At 41.9% G+C, this 23,642-nt stretch carries 27 protein-coding genes and 7 tRNA genes; 28 read left to right on the top strand and 6 right to left on the bottom strand.

All coding sequences use genetic code 11. From position 1 onward, the window contains the following. The first annotated feature begins 5 nt into the window (after positions 1 to 5). A complete protein-coding gene (locus A374_RS10600) occupies positions 6 to 881 on the top strand; it encodes a DUF1002 domain-containing protein (protein WP_007202202.1) in 876 nt (291 codons plus the stop codon). A gap of 52 nt (positions 882 to 933) precedes the next feature. Here the strand turns inward: A374_RS10600 and A374_RS10595 are convergent, their stop codons facing one another. After that, positions 934 to 1,701, bottom strand: coding sequence for a DUF1189 domain-containing protein (locus tag A374_RS10595; RefSeq protein ID WP_007202201.1), 768 nt, complete (start codon positions 1,699 to 1,701; stop codon positions 934 to 936). A 178-nt stretch (positions 1,702 to 1,879) separates the two neighbouring features. Here A374_RS10595 and A374_RS10590 point away from each other — a divergent pair, with 178 nt between their 5' ends. The 18 genes from A374_RS10590 to phoU all read left to right on the top strand — a co-directional run bounded on the left by A374_RS10590 (position 1,880) and on the right by phoU (position 14,642). Further along, positions 1,880 to 3,487, top strand: coding sequence for a Na/Pi cotransporter family protein (locus tag A374_RS10590; protein ID WP_040340544.1), 1,608 nt, complete (start codon positions 1,880 to 1,882; stop codon positions 3,485 to 3,487). 18 nt (positions 3,488 to 3,505) lie between these two features. Then, entirely contained in the window at positions 3,506 to 3,988 is a 483-nt protein-coding gene (locus A374_RS10585; RefSeq protein WP_007202199.1) for a DUF456 domain-containing protein, read from the top strand. Positions 3,989 to 4,135: 147 nt separating this feature from the next. Then, positions 4,136 to 4,210: transfer RNA gene (locus tag A374_RS10580), tRNA-Asn, on the top strand. Positions 4,211 to 4,213: 3 nt separating this feature from the next. Then, a tRNA-Met gene (locus A374_RS10575) sits at positions 4,214 to 4,290 on the top strand. A gap of 23 nt (positions 4,291 to 4,313) precedes the next feature. Then, positions 4,314 to 4,389, top strand: a tRNA-His gene (locus A374_RS10570). A 28-nt stretch (positions 4,390 to 4,417) separates the two neighbouring features. Next, positions 4,418 to 4,494: transfer RNA gene (locus A374_RS10565), tRNA-Ile, on the top strand. Between the two features lie 13 nt (positions 4,495 to 4,507). Next, a tRNA-Ser gene (locus A374_RS10560) sits at positions 4,508 to 4,600 on the top strand. Positions 4,601 to 4,622: 22 nt separating this feature from the next. Next, a tRNA-Met gene (locus A374_RS10555) sits at positions 4,623 to 4,699 on the top strand. Positions 4,700 to 4,704: 5 nt separating this feature from the next. Beyond that, positions 4,705 to 4,780 (top strand) — tRNA-Phe (locus A374_RS10550). 207 nt (positions 4,781 to 4,987) lie between these two features. Continuing rightward, positions 4,988 to 5,599: a superoxide dismutase gene (locus tag A374_RS10545; RefSeq protein ID WP_007202198.1), complete on the top strand. Its 612-nt coding sequence runs from the start codon at positions 4,988 to 4,990 to the stop codon at positions 5,597 to 5,599. Between the two features lie 238 nt (positions 5,600 to 5,837). Continuing rightward, entirely contained in the window at positions 5,838 to 7,115 is a 1,278-nt protein-coding gene (locus A374_RS10540) for an MFS transporter (protein WP_007202197.1), read from the top strand. A gap of 160 nt (positions 7,116 to 7,275) precedes the next feature. Beyond that, the gene (locus tag A374_RS10535; protein ID WP_007202196.1) at positions 7,276 to 9,288 is read left to right on the top strand and encodes a peptidoglycan D,D-transpeptidase FtsI family protein; all 2,013 of its coding nucleotides are present in this window, start codon (positions 7,276 to 7,278) and stop codon (positions 9,286 to 9,288) included. Between the two features lie 240 nt (positions 9,289 to 9,528). After that, positions 9,529 to 10,443, top strand: coding sequence for a phosphate ABC transporter substrate-binding protein (locus A374_RS10530; protein WP_007202195.1), 915 nt, complete (start codon positions 9,529 to 9,531; stop codon positions 10,441 to 10,443). Between the two features lie 70 nt (positions 10,444 to 10,513). Continuing rightward, positions 10,514 to 11,443 carry a phosphate ABC transporter permease subunit PstC gene (gene pstC / locus A374_RS10525; protein ID WP_007202194.1) on the top strand — a complete coding sequence of 310 codons (930 nt, stop codon included), beginning with the start codon at positions 10,514 to 10,516 and terminating at the stop codon, positions 11,441 to 11,443. Further along, positions 11,440 to 12,327 carry a phosphate ABC transporter permease PstA gene (gene pstA / locus A374_RS10520; RefSeq protein ID WP_007202193.1) on the top strand — a complete coding sequence of 296 codons (888 nt, stop codon included), beginning with the start codon at positions 11,440 to 11,442 and terminating at the stop codon, positions 12,325 to 12,327. The genes pstC and pstA overlap by 4 nt, the downstream gene beginning before the upstream one ends. Positions 12,328 to 12,338: 11 nt before the next feature. Beyond that, positions 12,339 to 13,181 carry a phosphate ABC transporter ATP-binding protein PstB gene (gene pstB / locus A374_RS10515; protein WP_050979740.1) on the top strand — a complete coding sequence of 281 codons (843 nt, stop codon included), beginning with the start codon at positions 12,339 to 12,341 and terminating at the stop codon, positions 13,179 to 13,181. Positions 13,182 to 13,194: 13 nt separating this feature from the next. Then, positions 13,195 to 13,968, top strand: a complete 774-nt coding sequence (pstB, locus tag A374_RS10510; RefSeq protein ID WP_007202191.1) for a phosphate ABC transporter ATP-binding protein PstB — start codon at positions 13,195 to 13,197, stop codon at positions 13,966 to 13,968. Positions 13,969 to 13,985: 17 nt separating this feature from the next. Further along, on the top strand, positions 13,986 to 14,642 hold the full coding sequence (gene phoU / locus A374_RS10505) for a phosphate signaling complex protein PhoU (protein ID WP_007202190.1): 657 nt from the start codon (positions 13,986 to 13,988) through the stop codon (positions 14,640 to 14,642). A 65-nt stretch (positions 14,643 to 14,707) separates the two neighbouring features. On the opposite strand, the gene A374_RS10500 is transcribed toward phoU, so the two are convergent. Both A374_RS10500 and A374_RS10495 read right to left on the bottom strand, forming a co-directional pair. Continuing rightward, positions 14,708 to 15,166 carry a hypothetical protein gene (locus A374_RS10500; RefSeq protein WP_007202189.1) on the bottom strand — a complete coding sequence of 153 codons (459 nt, stop codon included), beginning with the start codon at positions 15,164 to 15,166 and terminating at the stop codon, positions 14,708 to 14,710. Between the two features lie 22 nt (positions 15,167 to 15,188). After that, positions 15,189 to 15,383, bottom strand: a complete 195-nt coding sequence (locus A374_RS10495; protein WP_007202188.1) for a hypothetical protein — start codon at positions 15,381 to 15,383, stop codon at positions 15,189 to 15,191. Between the two features lie 391 nt (positions 15,384 to 15,774). On the opposite strand from A374_RS10495, the gene rpmG reads away from it, so the two are divergent. From rpmG to A374_RS10470, 6 genes are all read left to right on the top strand, one after another. Next, a complete protein-coding gene (gene rpmG / locus A374_RS10490) occupies positions 15,775 to 15,924 on the top strand; it encodes a 50S ribosomal protein L33 (RefSeq protein WP_007202187.1) in 150 nt (49 codons plus the stop codon). A 72-nt stretch (positions 15,925 to 15,996) separates the two neighbouring features. Beyond that, on the top strand, positions 15,997 to 16,566 hold the full coding sequence (locus A374_RS10485; protein ID WP_007202186.1) for a 5-formyltetrahydrofolate cyclo-ligase: 570 nt from the start codon (positions 15,997 to 15,999) through the stop codon (positions 16,564 to 16,566). Beyond that, entirely contained in the window at positions 16,563 to 17,348 is a 786-nt protein-coding gene (locus tag A374_RS10480; RefSeq protein WP_007202185.1) for a DUF92 domain-containing protein, read from the top strand. The genes A374_RS10485 and A374_RS10480 overlap by 4 nt, the downstream gene beginning before the upstream one ends. 128 nt (positions 17,349 to 17,476) lie before the next feature. After that, complete coding sequence (locus A374_RS10475) at positions 17,477 to 18,061, top strand: molybdenum cofactor guanylyltransferase (protein ID WP_007202184.1); 585 nt, start codon at positions 17,477 to 17,479, stop codon at positions 18,059 to 18,061. Positions 18,062 to 18,111: 50 nt separating this feature from the next. Then, complete coding sequence (locus A374_RS20915) at positions 18,112 to 18,288, top strand: hypothetical protein (RefSeq protein ID WP_169313999.1); 177 nt, start codon at positions 18,112 to 18,114, stop codon at positions 18,286 to 18,288. A 25-nt stretch (positions 18,289 to 18,313) separates the two neighbouring features. After that, the gene (locus A374_RS10470; RefSeq protein WP_007202183.1) at positions 18,314 to 19,021 is read left to right on the top strand and encodes an HAD family hydrolase; all 708 of its coding nucleotides are present in this window, start codon (positions 18,314 to 18,316) and stop codon (positions 19,019 to 19,021) included. On the opposite strand, the gene A374_RS10465 is transcribed toward A374_RS10470, so the two are convergent. After that, the gene (locus A374_RS10465) at positions 18,993 to 19,844 is read right to left on the bottom strand and encodes a hypothetical protein (protein WP_007202182.1); all 852 of its coding nucleotides are present in this window, start codon (positions 19,842 to 19,844) and stop codon (positions 18,993 to 18,995) included. The genes A374_RS10470 and A374_RS10465 overlap by 29 nt on opposite strands. An 89-nt stretch (positions 19,845 to 19,933) precedes the next feature. On the opposite strand from A374_RS10465, the gene A374_RS10460 reads away from it, so the two are divergent. Genes A374_RS10460 through A374_RS10450 form a run of 3 tightly spaced genes read left to right on the top strand, consistent with a single transcriptional unit; the run spans position 19,934 to position 22,175 of the window. After that, positions 19,934 to 20,974, top strand: a complete 1,041-nt coding sequence (locus A374_RS10460) for a M42 family metallopeptidase (RefSeq protein WP_007202181.1) — start codon at positions 19,934 to 19,936, stop codon at positions 20,972 to 20,974. Between the two features lie 19 nt (positions 20,975 to 20,993). Next, on the top strand, positions 20,994 to 21,182 hold the full coding sequence (locus A374_RS10455) for a YqgQ family protein (RefSeq protein ID WP_007202180.1): 189 nt from the start codon (positions 20,994 to 20,996) through the stop codon (positions 21,180 to 21,182). A 15-nt stretch (positions 21,183 to 21,197) separates the two neighbouring features. Continuing rightward, entirely contained in the window at positions 21,198 to 22,175 is a 978-nt protein-coding gene (locus tag A374_RS10450) for an ROK family glucokinase (RefSeq protein WP_007202179.1), read from the top strand. Positions 22,176 to 22,209: 34 nt separating this feature from the next. Here A374_RS10450 and A374_RS10445 read toward each other — a convergent pair whose 3' ends face one another. Continuing rightward, the gene (locus A374_RS10445; RefSeq protein ID WP_007202178.1) at positions 22,210 to 22,407 is read right to left on the bottom strand and encodes a hypothetical protein; all 198 of its coding nucleotides are present in this window, start codon (positions 22,405 to 22,407) and stop codon (positions 22,210 to 22,212) included. 372 nt (positions 22,408 to 22,779) lie between these two features. Beyond that, on the bottom strand, positions 22,780 to 23,642 hold an 863-nt coding region (locus tag A374_RS20825), incomplete at its 5' end, for a hypothetical protein (RefSeq protein ID WP_007202177.1).

The raw sequence follows: 23,642 nt of genomic DNA, 5'->3' as shown, positions 1-23,642 counted from the left end.
AACTTATGAAAAAGATCGTGACATGGCTTTTACCACTCATGATCCTCTTAGTAACGTGTTCTGGTACGCTAAAGGCATTTGCGGATGCGGCACCCGGCGATGTCATTGTTACATTAGGTGAGAATTTAACACCTGACCAAAAAAGTAAAATCCTGCAAGAGATGAATGTTTCATCTTCTGTTGATATCGTTAAAGTAACGAATGCCGAAGAACATCAGTATCTTGGCAAGTATATTTCAAAAGCACAAATTGGAACGCGTGCTATTTCTTCATCTAAGATTACCCTTGCTGAACGTGGCAAAGGACTGCACGTAACGACGAAAAATATCAATTGGGTAACCGAAAGCATGATTGTCAATGCGCTCGTAACAGCAGGTGTAAAGGATGCTGATATTTATGTGACCGCTCCTTTTACTGTTTCAGGAACAGCTGCCCTAACAGGAATTCTTAAAGCGTATGAACAAAAAGCGAATGTAAACATACCTGAAGAAAAGAAACAAGTAGCAAATGAAGAAATTGTAAAAACAGCGCAGCTTGGTGACCGAATTGGTCCTAAAAAAGCATCTGAGCTCATTACGGGCATTAAGCAAGAACTTGCTGAAAACCCGGTTAAAACAGAAGATGACTTGCGAACGCTTATTAAGAAAGTAGCGGACCGTTTAGGCATTACCTTAACAGACAGTGAACTAGATAGCCTTGTTTCCTTGTTTAATAAAATGAAAGATATCCACATTGATTGGGATAAAGTACAAAATCAATTGAAAAATGTGCGTGATAATTTAGATGGCTTTTTACATAAGCCAGAAACACAATCATTTTTCCAAAAAGTCATTGATTTCTTTTCAGATGTCATTGATACGATCAAAGGCTGGTTTAGTTAATATGAAGAAAAACAGACGCCCCATTAGACAAGGGACGTCTGTTTTTCTTCTATTAGGCTTTTTTTGCAGAAGGGATCTTTCTTAGGACAAGATAAAATAACACAATGGCAAATCCCCAATACAAGGAGAACGAAAAGGGGAGATTGAGCGAAACTAATTGAAAGACCGCAAAAAGAATGGTTGGCAACGTAACGGTGTAGGCGGCAAGAATCCATAAACGCTGATAGTTAATGTTTTTACGGAGAATACTGGCAAGCACAAGGCCAATTATGGCCAGTACAGAAACGCCAATAAACTTCAATAAAAGCGCAAAAAGATACGAACCGATTATAATGAGGGAATAGATAATCCATAGCAGTGATTCGTAATGAGCGATCCATCCTTCAACCTCTTTTTTTGTGAGCTTTTCCTTGAAAAGACTGGCGTACGGACTGATTTGTGATGTGTTTTGTAGAGAAAAGATGATGTCTTTTTGTAAAAAGGCAATCACATTTTTTTGCTTAAGTACGTCTTGTGGCGAATAAGTGCCAGTAGAGTCAAAAATAACAGTTACGCCGTTATGTTGCGAAATGAGCGGTTGTGTAAGCTCGGAATGAAATTGCCCCTTTTCAATGGTGAAGGAAGAAATCCCCGTTGTAATTCCCTCTTTAAAGGCATGCACTCCTTCTTGAATGGTAGCAGATAAAATAATTGAATATGGTAGTGATGTAAGGAGAATGAGAACAAATAAATATCCGATTGCCTTCTTTACAGATGAAAAGCGTAGTTGGCTAAGTGTAGAAGGTAAAAGGCTTTTCTTGAAAATTGTTAATAAAGTCATGTTGTCCCTCTTTCTTAAACTTGTCTCTTTTTTCTTATAGTAGCGAATTTTCCCAAAAGTCACAATGACAATTGTAAAGGTTCTGTAAAGTGTCTTTACATACATTTCGTAAAACGTGATAATGACAAAGAGAAGAACTGTTGGTGAAGGAGAGTTAGACACGTTGAGCATTGTAGACATGCTATTTCAATTTATGGGTGGTCTAGGACTTTTTCTATTTGGGATAAAGTATCTAGGCGAAGGGTTACAAAATTCAGCCGGCGATCGCTTGCGAACGATTCTGGATAGTTTAACGACAAATACCTTTACTGGCATCTTAGCCGGTTTATTTGTAACCATGCTCATTCAATCAAGCTCAGCGACAACGGTATTAACGGTAGGGCTAGTGAATGCCCGAATGTTAACGTTACGCCAAGCTGTTGGCATTATTATGGGTGCGAATATCGGCACGACCTTTACGGCGTTTATTATCGGGTTTGATGCGGCTGGCTTCGGCTTACCGGTGCTAGCAATTGGCGCTTTCTTTGTCTTTTTTATGAGAAACTATAAATATGTGTTTATCGGACGGATTTTATTTGGCTTAGGTGGCCTGTTTTTTGGCTTGCAATTAATGGGGAGTGGCCTTGAACCGCTGCAATCTTCCCTGAATTTTAAACTCATTAGCGATTATATTAATCATCAGCCATTTGCCGGGGTTGCTCTCGGTACGGTCATTACGATGATTCTGCAATCATCAAGTGCAACAGTTGGGATTCTTCAACAGCTGTTTTCCATGGACTTAATTTCTATCAATGGAGCGCTGCCTTTATTGTTTGGTGACAATATTGGCACGACGATTACAGCTGTCATTGCCGCGATTGGTGCCTCACAAAATGCCAAACGCGCCGCGCTTATTCATGTGTTGTTTAATGTAATTGGAACGATTGTGTTTCTTTGTCTCTTCACACCGTACAAGGCGTTTCTTCTTTGGCTCACGAAAGTGCTTCATTTAGAGCAAGCGATGCAAATTGCCTTTGCGCATGGCATTTTTAACGTCGGTAATGTAATCTTATTGTTTCCGTTTATATCGCTCCTTGTGCTTATTGTGAAAAAAGTCATTAAAGACGATGAATGGACTGTGGATACGAAAACCGTCAAGCTGGATGAAAAAGTGATTAATAGCTCACCTGAATTTGCCTTGCACCAAGCAAGACAAGAGCTATTAAAAATGTCGTTCTACGCTAAGGAAGGGTTGTATCAAGCACAGCAATTCTTTTTAACGCGTAAAAATAAGCATGCAGATGCTGCGATGCAATATGAAACAGAAATCAATCGCTTTGATCGGCAAATTACAAAATTTCTTGTCAAGCTATCGATTCACTCGCTATCAAAAAACGAATCGACGGAGCATACGATGTTATTAAGCTTGTGCAAAGATATTGAACGAATCGGCGACCATATGAAAAATATGATTGATCTTGTCTGCTATATGGTCCGGAACAATATTAAGCTATCGCCATTAACGGTAACGGATTTTGAAAAAATGCTCGTGTTGACGCAATCGTGCTTTGAAAAAGCCATTGAAGCATTAGAAAGCAATAACAAAGCATATGCTCAAGAAGTGTTAGATATAGAAGATGATATTGATGAAATGGAGAAAACGTTGCGCAAAAAACATATCTTAAACATTAATAACAATGTAAGCTCAGGACAAGAAAGTGTTGTGTATGTTGATTTTATTAGCAATCTCGAACGAATCGGTGATCACGCCGTTAACATTGCTGAAGCGGTCATGGAACGCCCGTAACGAAGGAGGAACGAATGGATGGATCTTTTATATAGTGTAACCATTGGTCTTTGTTTTGTACTATCTTTTGTGGCGTTTGTTTATCCGATTCTACCAGGTGCGCTTTTTCTCGTGTTAGGCTTTGTGTTATATGGATGGATTTATTCTTTTCATGTTTTTACGCCAACGCTTCTTATTATTGAAGGCATTAGCTTGATTAGTCTTTTTCTTGTTGATTATGCAAGTAACCTCTATGGTATAAAAAAGTTTGGTGGTTCAAAGGCTGCGGCGTGGGGAAGCACGCTTGGCCTTTTAATTGGCCCATTTGTCATTCCAGGCATTGGGCTCATAATTGGTCCATTTGCCGGTGCGGTTATTGGGCAACTCATCACAGGAAAACAGTCCGTGGGGCAAGCGATAAAAGTAGGAATCGGCTCTGTACTCGGCTTTTTAGGAGGAACAGTAGTCAAGGCATTGCTACACGTTTTTATGATTGGTATTTTTCTTTTTTATATTTTTTAAAAAAAGGGGTTGTCAAAGCAAGAAAGGCATGATATATTTATACATGTCTTAACGACGCACGTTAAACAACCTTGAAAAAAGAGGTTGACATACATAATGAAAACGTGATATAGTAAATCTTGTCCTTGTGAAAAAGGATGACAACATTCCACAGTAGCTCAGTGGTAGAGCTATCGGCTGTTAACCGATCGGTCGTAGGTTCGAGTCCTACCTGTGGAGCCATATGGCGGTGTAGCTCAGCTGGCTAGAGCGTACGGTTCATACCCGTGAGGTCGGGGGTTCGATCCCCTCCGCCGCTACCATATACACATAATGATTTATCCTGGCGATTGTGGCGAAGTGGTTAACGCACCGGATTGTGATTCCGGCATTCGTGGGTTCAATTCCCATCAGTCGCCCCATTTTTTTACTTACATAGTTTATCTGTACGGACCCTTAGCTCAGTTGGTTAGAGCGGTCGGCTCATAACCGATTGGTCGTAGGTTCGAGTCCTACAGGGTCCACCATGTAACTTTATACGGAGGTATACCCAAGTCTGGCTGAAGGGATCGGTCTTGAAAACCGACAGGGGTGTAACAACCCGCGGGGGTTCGAATCCCTCTACCTCCTCCATTTTAACTTCATACAATATCATCGCGGGGTGGAGCAGTCTGGTAGCTCGTTGGGCTCATAACCCAAAGGTCGCAGGTTCAAATCCTGTCCCCGCAACCAAATGTGGCTCGATAGCTCAGTCGGTAGAGCAGAGGACTGAAAATCCTCGTGTCGGCGGTTCGATTCCGTCTCGAGCCACCATTTCTTTTACAGTCAACCGTTGCGTAAGCAGTGGTTTTTTTGTATGTTTAAACGATGAAAATTCGGGTACATTTTATAGGTAAGCTCAATCAGGCGTTATCATTGAAACTTTCTGATAAACCTGTTACAGTAAGTATTGTGATACTTTAGAAACATTCTTGTTTCTTATCTAAAATTTCGGTTTACATACCAAGGAGGAGATCTACAATGGCAAAGTTTGAACTACCAGCTCTACCATACGCAGCAAATGCGTTAGAACCTCATATCGATGAAATGACAATGAACATCCACCACGATCGTCACCATAAAACGTATGTGGATAACTTGAATGCAGCGCTTGAAGGTCAAGCAGAGCTTGCAAGCAAAGATTTACATGACTTGCTTGCTAACATTGATTCTCTACCAGAAAACGTTCGTACAGCTGTACGTAACAACGGTGGTGGCCACGCGAACCACACAATGTTCTGGGAGCTTCTAACACCAGGTGGTTCTTCACAACCAACAGGTGAAGTTGCAACAGCACTAGAAAACAAATTCGGTAGCTTTGATGCATTTAAAGAGCAATTTGCAAATGCAGCAAAAGGCCGCTTCGGTTCTGGTTGGGCATGGCTTGTTGTGAACAATGGCGAACTTGAAATCACTAGCACACCGAATCAAGACAACCCAGTAATGGAAGGGAAAACACCAATCCTCGGTCTTGATGTTTGGGAGCATGCTTACTACTTAAACTACCAAAACAAACGCCCAGATTACATCAATGCATTCTGGAACGTTGTTAACTGGGATGAAGTAGAAAAACGTTATAACAACGCTAAATAATTTTTTTAAAAACACAGGAGTTGCGCATGCGTATACTTCTGTGTTTTTTTTGTCTTTACATAAACCTGTTCGATGATTGCTGTGCCTTATTCAACATACATACGTCGTAAATCCCTCGTTTTTTTACCAAGTAGTTTCCATTCGTCTGCACAAGTGTGAAATTAACCCAGTTTTTACTTTCATGAATAGCTCCTTATCTGTAGTGAAAACTACACATGGGAAAGGAGCAAATGTGCGTATGAATTTTTCGATTCTAAAAGTATTCAGACGAGACAAAGAGTGGAGCTTGCTTCTCATTGTCGGAGGCTTATTTTATTTAAGCACGGCGCTATCGAACTCCTTTGTTAATATTTACATTTGGAAGCAGTCCGGAGAGCTTTTAAATATTGCGCTCTACAACTTGGCGATGGTTTGTGTACAGCCGATTGCATTTTATGTGGCGGGCATGTTGACGAAAAAAATCGATCGTGTCGTTGTGTTGCGAATCGGTGTTTCTATTTTATCTCTCTTTTATTTACTCGTTGTCTTGTTCGGTGCAGAAGTGAATAACCATCTCCTGTTACTCGGTGGGATGCTCGGTGCTGGACTTGGTTTTTACTGGTTAGCTTTTAACGTTTTAACGTTTGAAGTAACGGAGCCGAACACACGGGATGCATTTAATGGATATTTAGGAGTTCTCTCTTCATTAGCAGGTATGATGGGTCCATTTGCATCAGGGCTTATTATTTCGGTATTTAGTCAAAAAGCGGGGTATCCTTTTATCTTTGGATTTTCGCTCTTTTTATTTTTTTTAGCGGTAGGCTTAAGTTTCTTGTTATCAAAACGAACGTCCGAGGGAAGCTATTGCATTGGGGTCGTGTGGCGCTTGCGTAAAGTCAATCATCAGTGGCGAAAAGTGTTGCATGCGCATTTTTTTCAAGGCATTCGTGAAGGGACGTTTGTATTTTTAATTGTGATTTGGGTATTCATGCTCACTGAAAGTGAACTGGCACTTGGTACATTTGGTCTGTTGCAATCCGCCGTTTCCTTTATTGCTTATTTTCTCGTGTCACGCTTTATTACGCCATCACGAAGAACACGTGCTATGTTAGTAGGCGGTCTCTGTCTCTTAGTTTCAACGTTTATTTTTTGGTTACCGGTTACGTATGCCCTGCTATTAGGCTATGGAGCGCTTGTGTCAGCAGCGTATCCTTTATTGCTCGTCCCCTATGCCTCTTTAACCTATGACGTAATTGGCAGAGCGGAGGAGGCAGGCCCTAGAAGGGTAGAATACGTTGTGGTTCGGGAATGGTTTTTAAATGCGGGAAGAATTGTGTCGATTCTCGTGTTTATTAGTGGAATTACGTTGTTTACGAGTGACGATAGCATTCCCATTCTATTGCCGATTTTAGGAGCAGGTCACTTTTTTATTTTTTTATGTGTTCGTCATATTACTTTTCTGCACGGAGCGGGACAACCGGTTGATCGCCATGCATCGGAAAATAATGCTGATAAGGAAGATGGAACAAAAGTGTAACATGATGTAAATACTCTTGATAAGAAGCTTCCTATAAGAAATTTCGGAAAAAATGAGGAAATGATGGGAAGTTCACCATATTGCTTTCACTCTAATTAATTTACTGTTAAAATTATTTCAGTAAATGAAAGCTCTCTTAAAAAAAGTTAGGGTGAACGAAATGAAAAAAAAGAAAAAGAAAAAAAATCATGTGCCACTTCGAATGAATGTTCTCTTCCTCGGCGTTTTTCTCCTCTTTTCTGTTTTGATTTTCCGCTTAGGATTTGTTCAAATCGTTGATGGAGAAGAATATCATCGCGCTGTCTCAAGTACAGAAAATGTAACCGCTAAGCTTGATGCGCCTCGAGGCAAAATTTATGATGATACGAATCAAATTGCTGTGGATAATAAGCCGATTTATTCTATTACATATACGCGCAATCAAAAAACAACGCCGGAAGAAATTGATGCGCTTGCTAAAAAACTTTCATTGTATATTTCAAAAAGTACAAAAAGTCTTACCGATCGGGATAAAAAAGACTATTTTATATACTTACACAAAAAAGAAATGGAAAAGCGGGTCTCAGCTTCAGAGCGAAAAAAGCTCAGCGACAAAGCGTATAACCAGCGTCTAATCGATTCTGTGACCAAAAAAGATCTCGCCTCTTTAACGAAAAAGCAGCTCAAAGTATTAGCGATTAAGAGTGAAATGATGCGCGGATATGCCCTATCTCCACAACGGGTGAAAATGGGTGCTACGCAAGAAGAAATTGCTGTTGTGAGTGAGCACTTAAATGAACTACCAGGTGTTGATGTAAAGCCTGATGCGCAACGAACGTATCCATTTAAAGGCACCTTTAAGGAATTATTCGGACAAGTGAAAAGTATTCCAGAAAATGCGCTTTCCTACTATCAATCACACGGTAACGATCGTACAGATTTAATTGGTACGAGCTTTATTGAAGCGCAATATGAATCGTTATTGCGTGGGAAGAAATCTACGATGCACTATGTGACCAATAAAAGTGGAAAGCCCGTTGGCAATCCAGATGAAACAGACGGTACACGAGGAAATGATATTTCACTAACTGTGAATTTGAAGCTACAAAAACAAGTAGAAAACATTATAGAAAAACGCTTAAAGCAAGTGAAGTCTGGGGGAACGGCGTATGCTAATCGCGATCTAACGGAAGCCTACGTAGTTATGATGAACCCGAAAACAGGTGCTATTTTATCTATGGCCGGTAAGCAATACAATAAAGATACAGGGAACTATAAAAATGCTCCGTACGGTGCCGTGTATAATTCCTTCGCGATGGGATCGGCTGTCAAAGGAGCAACGGTTTTAACAGGGTTACAATCAGGCGCCATTACGCCATCGACTCATTTTTATGATGCCCCCCTTGTGTTTGGTGATGGTCGTAAGATGAAATCCTTTCACTCCTTAGGGAATATTGGACCTGTTCAAGCGTTAGAAGCTTCTTCTAACGTATACATGTGGAACATTGCCATGAAGCTAGCAGGTTATGATTATCCTCATAAACGGTATATCGATAAGCACGTAGAGCAAGCGTTCCGTACGCTTCGTAATTCGTATAGCCAATTTGGGCTTGGCGTTTCAACTGGGGTAGATTTGCCTTCAGAAGCGACCGGTTATAATACGGGAATGAGCGATCAGTTAGCGCAAGCGATGTTCTTTGCGATTGGCCAGTTTGATACGTATACGCCGCTCCAAATGGCGCAATATGTCTCGACGATTGCTAATAATGGGTACCGCATGCAACCCCACTTCTTAAAAGAAGTACGCGAGCCTTCTGTCAAAGATGGTAAACTCGGTAAACTGCTCTATAAATTTGAACCGAATGTTTTGAATCGCTTAGAAATGCCACAACGTTATATTGATGTTGTGCAACAAGGCTTCCGTCAAGTAATGATAGGAAGTAAAGGAACGGCAGCAGGGATTTTCCGCAATAAAACGTATAACCCTGCAGGAAAAACCGGCACAGCTGAAGTGGATAAGAAATCTGGTTTAGATAATAAGACACTCGTTAGTTATGCGCCGTATAACAATCCAGAAGTAGCGATTTCTGTCGTCGTTCCGAAGATTCGTGAAGGACAAACGAATAGCGAAATTGCCTCTGACGTGCTTGATACGTACTTTAAAATGAAACAAAAAGGTGAATTAGATCAATAATAAATAAGAAGCAAACCCCCGTAGCGATCAAGCAGCGGGGGTTTTTTGTGCACGTTGCACGCCGTAAAGTACGTTGACTAATTTACAATCTCTTTACATACGATTCAAACGGCATTAATAAACGTTCATTATGATTAAAACTGTAAGAAAGATATTCAAACCCGGGGGGTAGAGAAAGGACCGAATCAAAAGAAAGATGTGTTTTATTTCGTTAGAAAAAAATTCTAGGGGGACCTAATGATGAAAAAAATGAAATCAGTCTATCTTTTAGCGGTACTTGCGCTCATGCTAGTGGTTAGTACAGCATGTGGAAATAAAAATGGAGATAATAAAGCCGCTTCAGCGGGTGATAAAAGTAGTTCTTCTTCTGAGTCAATGGTTATTTCGGGATCAAGCGCCATGCAACCTCTTGTTGCTGCCTCAGCAGAAGAATTTAAAAAGCAAAATCCGAAAGCAGACATTCAAGTACAAGCGGGCGGAAGTGGTACAGGCTTAAGCCAAGTATCGCAAGGAGCCGTGAAAATCGGGAACTCTGATGTGTTTGCTGAAGAAAAAGAAGGCATTGCCGCTGATCAGCTTGTTGATCATAAAATTGCGGTTGTTGGTATGTCAGCAGCTGTTAACCCAGAAGTAGGCCTTAAAGATATTTCGAAAGAAAACCTCATTAAAGTGTTTACTGGAAAAGTGAAGAACTGGAAAGAAATCGGTGGAAAAGATCAAAAGGTTGCACTCATTAATCGTCCGGATTCATCAGGAACACGTGCTACATTCGTAAAGTACGCATTAGATGGCAATAAACCAGTAGAAGGTGCTGCAACAGAAGATTCATCGAACACGGTTCAAAAGCTTATTAAAGAAACACCAGGCGCAATCGGGTACTTAGCCTTCTCTTACTTTAAAGAAAATAGTGGGATTACGCCATTAAGCATTAACGGTGTTGCCCCAAAAGCGGAAAATGTCATCGATGGGAAGTTCCCAATCTGGGCGTACGAGCATTCTTATACAAAAGGTGAGCCAAAAGGCTTAGAAAAAGAATTTTTAGACTATATGATGAGCGATGCTATTCAAGGAGAGCTCATCCCTAGTCAAGGTTACATCGCTGTAAGCAAAATGAAAGTTGAACGTGATGCAAAGGGGAAAATCACAAAGAAATAAAGACGCATGATGGGTAAGGGGATGGTTCACTCGAATCATAACCCTTACTGTCATGAAAGGGGTATGAAAAATGGATGGTAACACGGTACGAGCGAGTAGTCGTCTTTTAAAAAGTACAAATAAAACCGCGCTTCATTTAGAAAGACGCGGAAAGATGACGGTCATGGTATGCGCCTTTCTTATTATTAGTGCGGCACTTAGTATTACGATTTTCTTAACCGTTAAAGGATTAGATGCATTTTTGGAAAATGGTGTGAGTATTGTTGATTTTCTAAGTAGTACGAACTGGAATCCAACCGATCACAAAAGTCCAACGTATGGTGCGTTGTCTTTTATTTTCGGCTCATTTCTTGTCACGATTTTAGCCGCTTGTTTGGCGGCTCCGCTCGGGATTGGGTGTGCGATTTTCATGACAGAAATTGCGCCATCTTGGGGGAAAAAAGTACTGCAACCTGTCATTGAGTTACTCGTTGGGGTACCATCCGTCGTTTATGGCTTTATTGGTTTATCAGTGCTTGTTCCGTTTCTTCGTTCGGTCGTTGGCGGTCAAGGATTTAGTGTGTTAGCGGGAACGCTCGTGTTAGCTGTTATGATTTTACCGACCGTTGCAAGTATTGCGGCTGATGGTTTAAATAGCTTACCAGGAGGATTGCGTGAAGGTTCATTTGCGCTTGGTGCGACAAGATGGCAAACGATTTGGCGCGTTGTTTTACCTGCAGCGATGCCTACGCTCTTAACAGCGATCGTATTAGGAATGGCGCGCGCTTTTGGAGAGGCCCTTGCCGTGCAAATGGTCATTGGGAATGTACGAACGTTGCCGGAAGCACTTACCGATCCTGCAGCTACTTTAACGACAATTATTACGTTAAATATGGGACACACGACATTTGGCAGTACGGAAAACAATGTGTTATGGTCGCTTGCGCTCATTTTATTAGCAATGTCTTTCTTCTTCATCTTATTTATTCGCTATCTGTCATCAAGGAGGAAGTTTTCATGAATAGTCGACAAAGAGACCAACTAGCAACACTTGTTTTTTATAGCATTGCAGCAGGGATTACCGCCTTGCTCTTCGGTTTAATTGGCTATATGTTGTATCAAGGATTCCCTAAATTAACGTTAGATTTTCTTACGTCACCGTCTAGCTCATTTAAGGCGGGAGGTGGCATTGGCAGTCAATTGTTTAACTCTTTCTACATTTTAGTGCTAACAATGCTATTTACGATTCCGCTCGGCTTAGGTGGAGGAATTTACATGGCTGAGTATGCACGTGATAACAAGCTTACGAGTACAATTCGTACGTGTATTGAAGTGCTGGCATCCTTGCCTTCTATCGTCATAGGTATGTTTGGATTGTTAGTCTTTGTTAACTTAACAGGTTGGGGTTATACGATGATTGGTGGGGCGCTCGCGCTAACGGTATTTAACTTACCGGTCATGGTTCGCGTCTGTGAGGATGCGCTGCGCTCTGTCCCTCGGGAGCAAAAAGAGGCAAGCTTAGCACTCGGCCTGACCCATTGGCATAGCATTAAAACGGTGCTGCTACCAGCTGCTTTTCCTGGTATTTTAACAGGTGCCATCTTGGCTTCTGGCCGTGTGTTTGGAGAAGCTGCTTCCTTACTATTTACGGCAGGGATTACAACACCAACGCTTGATTTTGGTAACTGGAATCCATTTGATTCTGTTTCACCACTTAACATTTTCCGACCAGCAGAAACATTAGCGGTTCATATTTGGTCTGTGAATACCCAAGGTTTAATTCCTGATGTGCGAGCAGTAGCAGATGGATCAGCAGCGGTTCTCATTCTAGCAGTGCTTGTGTTTAACTTGCTTGCACGTTGGATTGGATCACTACTTCATAAGAAAATAACCGCACAAGCTTAAAAAAGGACGTGATGATGTTGAGTATGACAATGGAAAAAGTGAAGCAAGCTACGTTACCAAAAGAGAAAGAAGTGCGCGAAGGTTCCTCACTTTTAGCACGTAAACAAGCTCTAACCTTTGAAGATGTGAACATTTATTATGGAACGCATCAAGCGGTTAAAAATGTTTCCTTTTCAATTCCTGAGCGCGCGATCACGGCTTTAATTGGACCATCTGGTTGTGGAAAATCAACGTTTTTGCGCAGCATTAATCGCATGAATGATACAATCGCGGGTGCACGGAGTACGGGTGTCATTCAATACGATGATGTGAATTTATTAGGTCAAGAGATTAACACAGCAGCTCTGCGCAAAGAAATTGGCATGGTGTTTCAAAAACCGAATTTATTTGCAAAATCTATTTATCAAAACATGATTCATGCACTTAAGTTTCATGGCATAACCGGTAAAGACGAACTCATGTACACGGTTGAAGAATGTTTACGAAAAGCGGCGCTTTGGGAAGAGGTAAAAGATCGTCTTCATCAGTCAGCCTTGTCGTTATCAGGAGGTCAACAGCAACGTTTATGTATCGCGCGCGCGCTAGCGCTTAAGCCGAACATCTTACTACTCGATGAACCGTGTTCTGCGCTTGATCCGATTTCAAATAGTAAAATAGAAGATTTAATGATAGAGCTAAAAGAAGAATTTACCATTCTTATTGTGACACATAACATGCATCAAGCATCACGTATATCTGATCAAACGGCCTTTTTCCTAGATGGTATTTTGGTCGAATATAGTGAGACCAATCAGCTATTTACGAATCCATTAAAAAAAGAAACCGAAGATTATATTACAGGCCGATTCGGATAAGGAGGGGAAGTCAATGAGTGTGGCAACAGCACAAGCGCAAATTTTCTCGGTACGAAATTTAAATGTATGGTACGGCAGTCAACATGCCTTAAAGGACATTGAATTACCCATCTACAAAAATGAAGTGACAGCGATTATTGGACCGTCTGGTTGTGGGAAATCAACGTTTATAAAAACGCTCAATTTGATGATTCAACATGTGAAAAGAGTACGCATGTCGGGAGAGCTTCTTTATCAAGAACGCAATCTACTGGATCAAGGGGTGGACCTTGTTTCGCTTCGTAAGCAAGTAGGGATGGTCTTTCAAAAAGGCAATCCGTTTGGAAAATCAATTTTCGAAAATGTCGCCTACGGTCCGCGCATTCACGGAATGTCTAAGAAAAAAGAGCTCGAAGAAACCGTCGAAAGAGCGCTTCGCGATGCCTTTTTGTGGGATGAGGTGAAAGATCGTCTGCACACCTCGGCACTTGGCCTGTCAGGAGGACAACAACAACGCTTATGTATCGCGCGTACCATTGCGACACGACCAGAAGTGTTGCTTATGGATGAGCCTACTTCAGCGCTCGATCCGATTTCTACGAGTAAGATTGAAGAATTAGCGATGCAACTAAAGAAGGACTATACCATTGTTATGGTAACGCACAACATGCAGCAAGCAGCACGCGTGTCGGATCGAACCGCCTTTTTCCTTATGGGAGAGCTCATTGAACATGATGAAACAGGAAAAATCTTTTCAACGCCGAATGATACTCGTACCGAGAATTATGTGATGGGTCGATTTGGATAAGCAAAGGGGAGAGCGAAATGGTCGTTAGAGAAAATTTCACGAGTCAGTTAGAAGAATTAAAAGACAAGCTTGTTTCAATTGGAGAATTAGCTCAGGAAGCTCTCCAAAAAGCAATGATCGCGCTCACTGCTCAGAATAGGGAGCTAGCTTTAACGGTCATCGAAGAAGATCGTCGCATTAATGAGCTTGAAGATGCAATTAATGAGCAAGCGCTGCTGCTGTTAGCAAAACAAGCGCCTGTGGCGAGCGATTTGCGAAAAATTATTGCCGCTCTTAAAATCTCATCAGATATTGAGCGTATGGCCGACTTTGCGGTGAATATCGCTAAAGCGACGTTGCGCATTCAAGAGCCGTTCATTAAGCCGTTGCAAGACTTGCCACGGATGGCGGATCTCGCAATCGGTATGCTCCATGATGCCGTTACAGCTTATGTTGAAGAAGACGTTGTCCTAGCTAAGCAATTAGCGGATACCGATGATGAAGTCGATGCCTTATATGGCCGCATTTCTGAAGACTTATTGCACGTGATGACGAAACATCCGAATGCGCTTAGTCAAATTACCCAGCTGCTGCTCGTTGCGCGCTATTTAGAGCGAACAGGCGATCATGCGACGAATATTGCCGAAAGCATCTTTTTCCTCGTCAAAGGAAAACGTTACGGCCTCAATGAATAACAAGTATTAAAAAAAGACTGCAACGCACCATAGAAGGTGAGTTGTAGTCTTTGTCCGTTTGTGCATTAATACGATGTAATGGCTTCAGCGAGCTTTTTAAACGTCATATCGCTGCTTACTTTATGTGAGCCAAATTTTATATCGCCTTCTAGCTTGTGTTTTTCTAAATAATCAGCAAAGCCTTTTGTGTCAGTGATGATTTTCTTTTCTTTTAAGAAATCAATGACTTCCCCAGAGCTCATGCCTTTAGAAACTTTTACTTTCGCTGTATAAATCTTTTTTGTTTCTTTTTCTTTTTCGGCAGGTTTTGTTGCCGTAGGTTGTGGAGCTGGGTTTGCTTTTAGCTTTTCAAGCTCATCATTTGTTACTGCCGTCATGCCTTTTGCATGAAGATAATCATTTACATTGTTTGCGTTCAACGCTTTGTCATCAGTAGTTTTTGGCTGGGTATAATAAACGGCTGCCATCACTCCGGCAGAAAGAATGAATCCTGCAGCGAGCCCCCGTAACGTTTGATTAGTCATGTGAACTCCTTTTGAGAATGAATTATTTATTTGTTTTCTCAATCATCATTTCTTCTTCAAGAACCTTCAGCTTTTTCTTTACTTCATACATTTCCTTCATCAATTGAATGGAGAAGTTTTCGATTTGAACTTCAACATTGCTTGATTGTTCTTTACGGAATGAAAACACGAGCAAAATAAGACCAACGGCCAGAAGTGCAAAGATCGCAAATTCCATAATAACCCTCCTTGTATAAAATTCTTCCACTATTTTTATACCATAGTCTTGGAAAGAAAAGTAGTTTTTTCGACAAATCGTTAAATTTTGTCCTTAATTTTACCTTTCAATTAGGAAAATGTTCGGAAATAGAAGTAAAAAAGATGTGTTTTTGTAGAAATTTGTAGAAAAAAGTAATATATTACTAAAAAACAAAACCTTTTTTACATGGGTATTACTTTCCAAGCATGAGCAGATCAAAAGGTTTCTAAAAGCAATGGAATTGTTCCTATAAAACCACTTGTCTAAATAAAAAGTGTCTGGTATTATATTAGGGTATGAATTAATTTGGAAACAAACTAATCAAAGCAGTACACCATTCTTGAATGGTTAAGGTTTGGAGGGAAAATACATGCGTGTAAACATCACTCTTGCTTGCACTGAAACTGGTGATCGCAACTATATTACGAAGAAAAACAAACGTAATAACCCAGAGCGTTTGGAGCTTAAAAAATATAGCCCACGTCTAAAAAAATATACATTGCATCGCGAAACGAAGTAATGTGAGAAAATTGCCTCTTCTGTTCACAGAAGGGGCAATTTTTATGACCTAAAGAAAGGTTGGGGGACGAACATGGATAAAGCGGCGTTGCGAAGTGACATGAAGAAGCGGTTACAAAACGTATCGACAGATGAACATCTCGTGCGTGCCGATTGCATCACTAATAAAGTAGTAGGGATGAAAGAATGGCAGCAAGCACAAACGGTAAGTATAACGATCTCACGCGCTTTTGAAGTAAGTACAAAAGCACTCATTGAAGCTAGCTGGGCACAAGGCAAGCGCGTATGTGCTCCAAAATGTGTGAATCCTAGTCAGAGGACGATGCAATTTTTTGAAATTACGAGCTGGGATGATCTTGAGAACGTTTACTTAGATTTATATGAACCGAAGGCAACGTGTCGCCTGCTTTCTAGAAACGAAATAGATCTTATCATCGTGCCTGGCCTCGTATTTAGCCCGTCAGGCCAGCGTATTGGCTTTGGTGGCGGTTATTATGATCGCTATTTAGCAGACTATCACGGCATGACACTTGCGCTTGCATATGCTTTTCAAGTGATGGAGGACATTCCTGCTGAACCGTTTGATGTGAACGTGCAGTGCCTTGTGACAGATGAGCAAATCTATACGGTAGAAGCGCAATGATCATTGCCCTTTTGTTAGCTGTTGCGGTTTACTGTGCGTATCGTTTTTCGTTACTCACGGGAGCAGCTGCGCTATGTAGCTGGTTAATCGGCATTCTCGTTTATGTAGCTTTTAGTGGAGCCGGTCTTATTCTGTTATTGTTCTTTTTTCTTAGCTCAAGTGTAATAGGATTATGGGGGAAAAGCCGAAAAAGAGAATTAGCTACACTGGTTCATGAAAAACACGGACGTACGATTGGCCAAGTGTTAGCAAACGGAGGAGTGGCGCTCCTAGCAGCGAGCGGTCAATGTCTTCTGCCGCATCCATTTTGGCTCGTCTTGTTTGTTGGTTCCTTAGCGGAAGCAACGGCCGATACGTGGGCTTCAGAAGTAGGCGTATTAGCAAAAGGACAGCCTTTTCATCTCTTGCGCCTGCAACGAGTGGCGCCCGGTGTGTCCGGTGCGGTGTCACTTTTAGGCACCACCGCTGCGTTTTTAGGTGCATTGATTACAGCAACGGTCGCGCTCGCCTTTTTTTCTTTTCCTAGTTCTAACGGTTGGTTATTGCTAAGTGTCGTGTTCGGAGGCTTTGGCGGTAATCTCATCGATACGATTGTCGGTGGTTCACTCCAAGTTTCCTATCATTGTCGCGTATGTCAGACTGAGGTGGAAGAAGAGATTCATTGTGGACACCGTACAAAGCGCTATAAAGGCTGGCGCTTTTTTGATAATAACGTTGTTAATTTTGTAAGCTGTTGTCTCGGTGGTCTCCTTGCCGGTATGTTGTTTCTATATATGCAGTAGCAAGTTCAATGTTATAATTAAGGTAGAGTAACACGTTACCAATCGAAAAAAGTGAGCGAAAGCCTAACCCTATCCTTGAGTAGGCGTCAGGCTTTTTTTATAGTAGGAAGGGCAGGAGGGATCGTTGTATGGACGCAGCAATAACAGGGGGAATTATTTTAGCCGGTGGTTCGTCGCGTCGTTTTGGAGAGCATAAGGCGTTCGCACAGTATAAAGAGCGTTATTTTTATGAAATTGCGGTTAGTGTCGTACAAGAAGTTGCCGAACAATGTGTAGTAGTTGCGTATCACCGTATCGCATCACAGCTTTCCACGAACGTCAGTGTGATTCAAGATCGCCAAGAAGTGATGGGCCAAGGTCCGCTTGCTGGCTTGTATTCGGGCATGAATGCGATAGGTGTTGAGGGGTGGTTTGCAGTGATTACGTGCGATACGCCCTTTATGACAGCAGATGTATATTATCGTTTGCTGCACATGGCGCAGCAAGAACCTGATGGAGATGCAATCGTCCCGGTAAGTGCGGGGGTCATTCAACCGTTAACAGCCCTGTATCATCGTCGTATCTTGCCACAGCTCATGCAATTGTTAAACGAAGGCAAGCGGAGCGTCCGCGCGCTTCTTGAACAAATCGCTGTCAAATTTGTAACCGAAGACGATGCGTCGCTTTTTGTGAACATTAATACGAAAGAGGATTACGAGAAATACGTAAAGTAAGAATAATTTTTCCTTCTTATGCAAACAGTAGCAGTAAGGAGGCGGGTACGATGTTACGATGGTTGATTAAACTTGCTGTGATTGTGGCGATTATTGCCATTGGCTATCAAGCAAGATATCGTTTATTAAATGAAGTGTTAGGTGTTCCGTGGATTCGCCGATTTGCAGTCGGTCGGATGATGAGCTTACCGGGTGTGCGGAATGCCATGATGAAACAGCTCTTTTGAGGCGCATAGTGGCGCCTCTTCTTTTATGATGATCGATAGTATCTATTGGGACCTTGACGATACATTGCTGAATTATAACGACGCATTTACGCGCGCTGCGTCTACAAGCTTTGCGGCCTTGCATCCTTTTTTATCTTCGCACGACGTGACATACTGGCTGCCCCATTTTAAGGCGTGTTGTGACGACTATTGGCCAGCGTATGAAAAAAAACGACTATCGCGCGACCGTTATCTCGCGCTCCGTTTTCATCGTTCCTTGCAACGAGCGAACGTAGCGAGCGCTGTGTCATGGCACTCGTTTGAAGCAGCATTACGGCAACAGATCCCACGATTGTGTACCTTCTTTCCAGGTATTTCTGATATACTGAAGAAGTTAACACAACAGGCGATTCCGCTTGGCATGATTACAAATGGCAGTCGATCATTTCAACAAGCAAAGCTTGTAGCGTTGCAACTAAATCAGTGGCTGTGTGCTGATCGCATTCACATATGTGAAGAAGGAACGTTGCAAAAGCCGAACCCACAGCTTTTTTCAACGGTTCAAACCATTCACAACGACAAAGCCCCGCTTTATATCGGGAACTCCTGGCATCTTGACATTGTGCCAGCCCGTCAAGCTGGCTGGCAGACGATTTGGTATGCACCAAGTAGCGAAGAAAGTGATGCAGCCTGCTTAACGACACCAGAGGCACTGTTGACAAAGCTTAGCGCGTATATTGAAGCAGCGAAATAGGCTCGTGATTGTAAAGCTGAAAAATGATGAGAATGTGCGTACGATCTTTGCTAAATAGAAGTAATGGCTCCGAACTGCCAAGCGGTGATACGAGCGTTCCGTTTGCTGAACGTACGCCTAGATAATAATTTTTGTACAAGCCTTCCCATAGCTTTCCGATGATCGCTGCACTTTCTTTTTTGCTATAGCCAAACAAAGCCTGGTGATTATAGGAAGCTAACGCTGTAAGCGGCAGCCGGTCATAATCAGCGCTTCGGATGTGAAAAATTCGATAGAGCGAAGCCCACGTTTCACTTAAGAAACGTGCCTTTTTTTCGTCTGATTGTTCTTTGAATTGCTGCTCTTGGCGGTCGTTTGCTGTTGTGAAGGCAGCGAGTGTGCCTGCTTTATTTTGAATATAGAGAGAAGCTTGACTCATCTGTTGCACACTGGCAAACCGTGAAGAAGACGAATGTACTTCGCCGTAGTGATCGGTGATGCTCTCATATAGCCCAGGTGTCGGCTTCGTATAGGAGCGTTGCTGCTTAATCGTCGTCGTTTCCTGATCCCAACTACTTTCTTTACTAGCGAGTACACCGTTATGAAACAGAAATGAAAGATCTTGGCGCAAGTATAAAGGGCGCTGTGATGTCGAGGAAGTACTCCACAGAAAGATTTGATCCTGTAACGCAAGTGTTGTCGCGCTCGTTGTAAAGCCTGCGCTGTGATCAATCGGAAAGTACGTGATGCTTTCTTGAATGTGTTTCTTTTCTTGATGGGTAATCAAAAAGATAGTGAAAAGAAACGCGGCAATCAAGAGGAGTGACCAATCTTTTCTTTTCACAGATAAATCCCTCCCTAAAAAATGACCTTACATAGTATAGTGTATGATAGCTTGTACGTAATAGAAGAACGAAAAAGGAGCGAATGTAAATGATTCAAGTAAATGAAATTGTGCGTTATATTGAAGAACTTGTGCGCATTCCAAGTCCATCAGGGTATACGAAGGAAGCCATTGACTATGTGGCTCGTTTTTTTGAAGAACAAGAGATACCATTTGAAATAAGTAAAAAAGGTGGCTTATTAGCAACGATCCAAGGTGCTGATGATTCTAAGCATCGCTTATTAACGGCCCATGTTGATACGCTAGGAGCCATGGTAAAAGACATTAAACCGTCTGGTCGCCTGTCTTTATCGATGATTGGCGGCTTTCGTTGGAATGCAGTTGAAGGAGAATATTGCCGCATTCATACGATGGATGGCCAGGTGTATACCGGTACGATTCTTGTCCACGAAACCTCGGTGCACGTGTACAAAAATGCAGGCGACGTAGCGCGTGATGAAGTACATATTGAAGTGCGTATTGATGAACCAGTTAAATCAAGAGAAGATACTGAAAAACTAGGCATCGCTCCCGGTGACTTTATATCATTTGAACCACGCGTCGAAGTAACGAACAGCGGCTTTATTAAATCGCGTCATTTAGATGATAAAGCGAGTGTAGGCATCCTTATGCATCTCGTTTCCGTGATCAAAGAGCAACAAATACAACTGCCGTATACGCTTCATCTGTTAATTTCTAATAATGAAGAAATCGGCTATGGCGGTAATTCCAACATCCCAAGTGAAACGGTTGAATACATTGCGGTCGATATGGGAGCGATTGGTGATGGTCAAGCGACAGATGAATATACCGTTTCCATTTGCGCAAAAGACTCGAGCGGACCGTATCACTTTGAATTACGCAAACATTTAGTTACACTAGCAAAGAAGCATCAAATTGAATATAAAGTGGATATCTATCCGTTCTACGGCTCAGACGCCTCGGCGGCTTTACGTGCCGGCTATGACGTCAAGCACGGTTTAATTGGCGCAGGGATTGATGCCTCCCATGCATTTGAACGCACCCATGTGGATTCACTGCGTCACACGGCTGAACTGTTATTGCGTTACGTGCAATCTCCGCTCGTGTAAGAAAGGCGGTGACTGACGGATGAAAACAGTGTACGATGTTCAACAACTATTAAAGCGTTATGGCATTTTTGTCTATACGGGTCATCCGAAAGGTGATCTAGAATTGATGCAAGAAGAGTTACGAGGCTTGTATGATATGAGGTTAATTACCATTGCTGATTATCAAAAAGCAGTGCTCATCCTGCGAGCGAATGTACGATTGAATTAGAGAAGGTGAAGAGCGATGAATGAAAAATGGTATGCAGGTGTTGATTTAGGTGGCACCACAATTAAAATGGCGTTTATTAGTGAGTATGGTGAACTCATTAAGAAGTGGGAAATTCCGACCGACACGTCCGACCAAGGAAAAAACATTACGAAGGATATCGGAAAAAGCATTGATGAAATGTTAGACGCCCTACAAGTGTCAAAAGAAAAGCTAAATGGTATTGGCATGGGCGCGCCAGGCTTTATTGATCTTTCACGTGGCTTTATTTATAAAGCGGTTAATATCGGATGGGTGAACTTTCCACTAAAAGAACGACTTGAAATGGAAACAGGTCTACCGGTGATTGTTGATAACGATGCGAACCTTGCTGCTGTCGGTGAAATGTGGCGCGGCGCAGGTGATGGAGCGAAAGACTTGCTGTGTGTCACGTTAGGTACCGGTGTTGGTGGCGGCATTGTGGCAAACGGAAAAATACTACACGGAACGAATGGTATGGCCGGAGAAATTGGTCATATTACAGCGATTGCAGAAGGCGGCGCACCGTGTAACTGTGGAAAAACAGGCTGTATTGAAACCATCGCCTCAGCAACCGGCATTAGCCGTTTAGCAAACGAAGGCTTAGACGCACACCCAGATTCCATTCTTCACGCCGCAGCGGCTAAAGAAGGTGGCATTACGAGTAAAGATGTATTTGAGGCTTGTGAACAAAACGATGAACTCGCTCTTTCCATTCTTGCCGAAGTAGGCTATCATCTCGGCCTGATGATTGCCAACTTATCCAATGCGATTAACCCAGGCAAAATTGTCCTTGGCGGCGGCGTTTCAAAAGCTGGTGATCAGCTCTTAAAGCCGGTCAAAGCTAACTTTGAAAAATTTGCCCTTCCACGCGTCAAAGAAGGCGCAGAATTTGCCATTGCCACACTCGGCAACGACGCAGGCGTGTTCGGCGGTGCCTGGATGGCAAAACGTAGCTGTGAAGAAACGAAAATGTAACGAGAACAACCTAGCATTCCCTTTGGTGGGGAAGCTAGGTTGTTTTTGGTTTCTTGCGTTTAAGTATGTAGAGACCGATGAGAGAGGAGAGCAATGCGACGGCCATAAAAACAAAGAAAATACTAAGAAACAAAGCATGACGTGGCAACGTTCCGATGACATTTGCGAAACCAAGTGCAATCGTCCCAAGCCATACGAAAGCTACTATAAGTGTCCATTGTTTGTTATTCATTCGTGAATCCCCCTTTTTTATTAGTGTAGCTAATTAACTAGATTTGGTAAAGAGGGGGAGACGTATTTGGCTAGTTTTTGGGTGTGGAAAGTTGGATCAGAGGGTTTGAAGTGTAAGGTAACCGAGTCATTCTACACTCAGTTACCTTTTTAGTGAACAGATCTATTTTTCTGCTAATGACGTTGCTATTTTTCGAGTGGGCAAAATGATTTCGTCCAGTTGAACATTTTGATAAATAATTGGACTCATTCCAAAACTCGCGGGCAACAACGTACCACTCATTAATATGACATCGCGTTGTAGTACTTAAAACATTTTGGAATGCAAGTGGAGCTCTTTTTACTTTCAATTTCTTCACCTCGTCAAATAGTTTTACCCTTTATGTTTTTTAGATTTTGCCGTTTTACTTGCTTTCGCATGTATCGGTTTTTTCTTCGCTAAAATCACATCGCGCGGCATTTCCTGTAAAGGAGGTTTTGGTGGAGTGATGATGAATGACTTGAAGCGGAATTTGCAATAGATAATGAGAAAAAATTCAGGAATGGCCATGGCAAGCGCATATTGAAGAAGAATAGCTACCAATAGAAGAATAACTAGCTTGAATGTTTTTGTGAAATTATAATTTATTTTATTAAATGTTTTCAGTAGTGATCCACTTATCAGTAAAATGCCGAGTATCAATGGAGCATTGAAAGGAGAAGTGATATTCTCTTTGAAATTGTAAAGTCCTGTCCCTCCTTTTCGAAAGGCTCCTTGTCTTACTTTTATAATGCCTCGAATCGAAGACAATATCATAAAAATCACACCCCCAATGCAGGATACGAGGGCAATCCTTCGAAACGTACTAGAAAGGTACTCTCCTTCAGAAAAAATGATAAAACCTATATAAAAGTCTAATGAGAGTTTTATCGTTACGATGCTTAAAATCACGGCAAGCGTTTTTTGAAAGCGATAGAAATTCTCTGTCTTTGTAAAAAAACGGAAAATTAAAAAATGGATTAAGCTAATGACAATGGAGCTGTTTGCGAAATAAAACCAAGAAGGTTTTAAGTCATAATCCGATCCATAAATAGCAACTGTGATGATAAGGGTTATGATTCCTCCAATCAGCAGCGTTACCCATAAAAATACTCCGGCATTACGCGGATGCATCCGATCTATTGCTACGCAATATAGTAAATAGAAATCTTCTTCTTTTTGTTTTTTAGCATAATCAATGAGTCTCCTTAAGAAGT

The sequence above is a fragment of the Fictibacillus macauensis ZFHKF-1 genome (genome assembly GCF_000269865.1).
Classification (GTDB): domain Bacteria; phylum Bacillota; class Bacilli; order Bacillales; family Fictibacillaceae; genus Fictibacillus_C; species Fictibacillus_C macauensis.
The sequence above is the reverse complement of the archived record's forward strand: the minus strand, read 5'-3'. Positions and strand labels throughout refer to the sequence as shown.

Bases quoted from the DNA above. Each gene is read 5' to 3' on its own strand.
- A374_RS10600 (WP_007202202.1), top strand. From the start codon at position 6: ATGAAAAAGATCGTGACATGGCTTTTACCACTCATGATCCTCTTAGTA.
- A374_RS10595 (WP_007202201.1), bottom strand. From the start codon at position 1,701: ATGACTTTATTAACAATTTTCAAGAAAAGCCTTTTACCTTCTACACTT.
- A374_RS10590 (WP_040340544.1), top strand. From the start codon at position 1,880: ATGCTATTTCAATTTATGGGTGGTCTAGGACTTTTTCTATTTGGGATA.
- A374_RS10585 (WP_007202199.1), top strand. From the start codon at position 3,506: ATGGATCTTTTATATAGTGTAACCATTGGTCTTTGTTTTGTACTATCT.
- A374_RS10545 (WP_007202198.1), top strand. From the start codon at position 4,988: ATGGCAAAGTTTGAACTACCAGCTCTACCATACGCAGCAAATGCGTTA.
- A374_RS10540 (WP_007202197.1), top strand. From the start codon at position 5,838: ATGAATTTTTCGATTCTAAAAGTATTCAGACGAGACAAAGAGTGGAGC.
- A374_RS10535 (WP_007202196.1), top strand. From the start codon at position 7,276: ATGAAAAAAAAGAAAAAGAAAAAAAATCATGTGCCACTTCGAATGAAT.
- A374_RS10530 (WP_007202195.1), top strand. From the start codon at position 9,529: ATGAAAAAAATGAAATCAGTCTATCTTTTAGCGGTACTTGCGCTCATG.
- pstC (WP_007202194.1), top strand. From the start codon at position 10,514: ATGGATGGTAACACGGTACGAGCGAGTAGTCGTCTTTTAAAAAGTACA.
- pstA (WP_007202193.1), top strand. From the start codon at position 11,440: ATGAATAGTCGACAAAGAGACCAACTAGCAACACTTGTTTTTTATAGC.
- pstB (WP_050979740.1), top strand. From the start codon at position 12,339: ATGATGTTGAGTATGACAATGGAAAAAGTGAAGCAAGCTACGTTACCA.
- pstB (WP_007202191.1), top strand. From the start codon at position 13,195: ATGAGTGTGGCAACAGCACAAGCGCAAATTTTCTCGGTACGAAATTTA.
- phoU (WP_007202190.1), top strand. From the start codon at position 13,986: ATGGTCGTTAGAGAAAATTTCACGAGTCAGTTAGAAGAATTAAAAGAC.
- A374_RS10500 (WP_007202189.1), bottom strand. From the start codon at position 15,166: ATGACTAATCAAACGTTACGGGGGCTCGCTGCAGGATTCATTCTTTCT.
- A374_RS10495 (WP_007202188.1), bottom strand. From the start codon at position 15,383: ATGGAATTTGCGATCTTTGCACTTCTGGCCGTTGGTCTTATTTTGCTC.
- rpmG (WP_007202187.1), top strand. From the start codon at position 15,775: ATGCGTGTAAACATCACTCTTGCTTGCACTGAAACTGGTGATCGCAAC.
- A374_RS10485 (WP_007202186.1), top strand. From the start codon at position 15,997: ATGGATAAAGCGGCGTTGCGAAGTGACATGAAGAAGCGGTTACAAAAC.
- A374_RS10480 (WP_007202185.1), top strand. From the start codon at position 16,563: ATGATCATTGCCCTTTTGTTAGCTGTTGCGGTTTACTGTGCGTATCGT.
- A374_RS10475 (WP_007202184.1), top strand. From the start codon at position 17,477: ATGGACGCAGCAATAACAGGGGGAATTATTTTAGCCGGTGGTTCGTCG.
- A374_RS20915 (WP_169313999.1), top strand. From the start codon at position 18,112: ATGTTACGATGGTTGATTAAACTTGCTGTGATTGTGGCGATTATTGCC.
- A374_RS10470 (WP_007202183.1), top strand. From the start codon at position 18,314: ATGATGATCGATAGTATCTATTGGGACCTTGACGATACATTGCTGAAT.
- A374_RS10460 (WP_007202181.1), top strand. From the start codon at position 19,934: ATGATTCAAGTAAATGAAATTGTGCGTTATATTGAAGAACTTGTGCGC.
- A374_RS10455 (WP_007202180.1), top strand. From the start codon at position 20,994: ATGAAAACAGTGTACGATGTTCAACAACTATTAAAGCGTTATGGCATT.
- A374_RS10450 (WP_007202179.1), top strand. From the start codon at position 21,198: ATGAATGAAAAATGGTATGCAGGTGTTGATTTAGGTGGCACCACAATT.
- A374_RS10445 (WP_007202178.1), bottom strand. From the start codon at position 22,407: ATGAATAACAAACAATGGACACTTATAGTAGCTTTCGTATGGCTTGGG.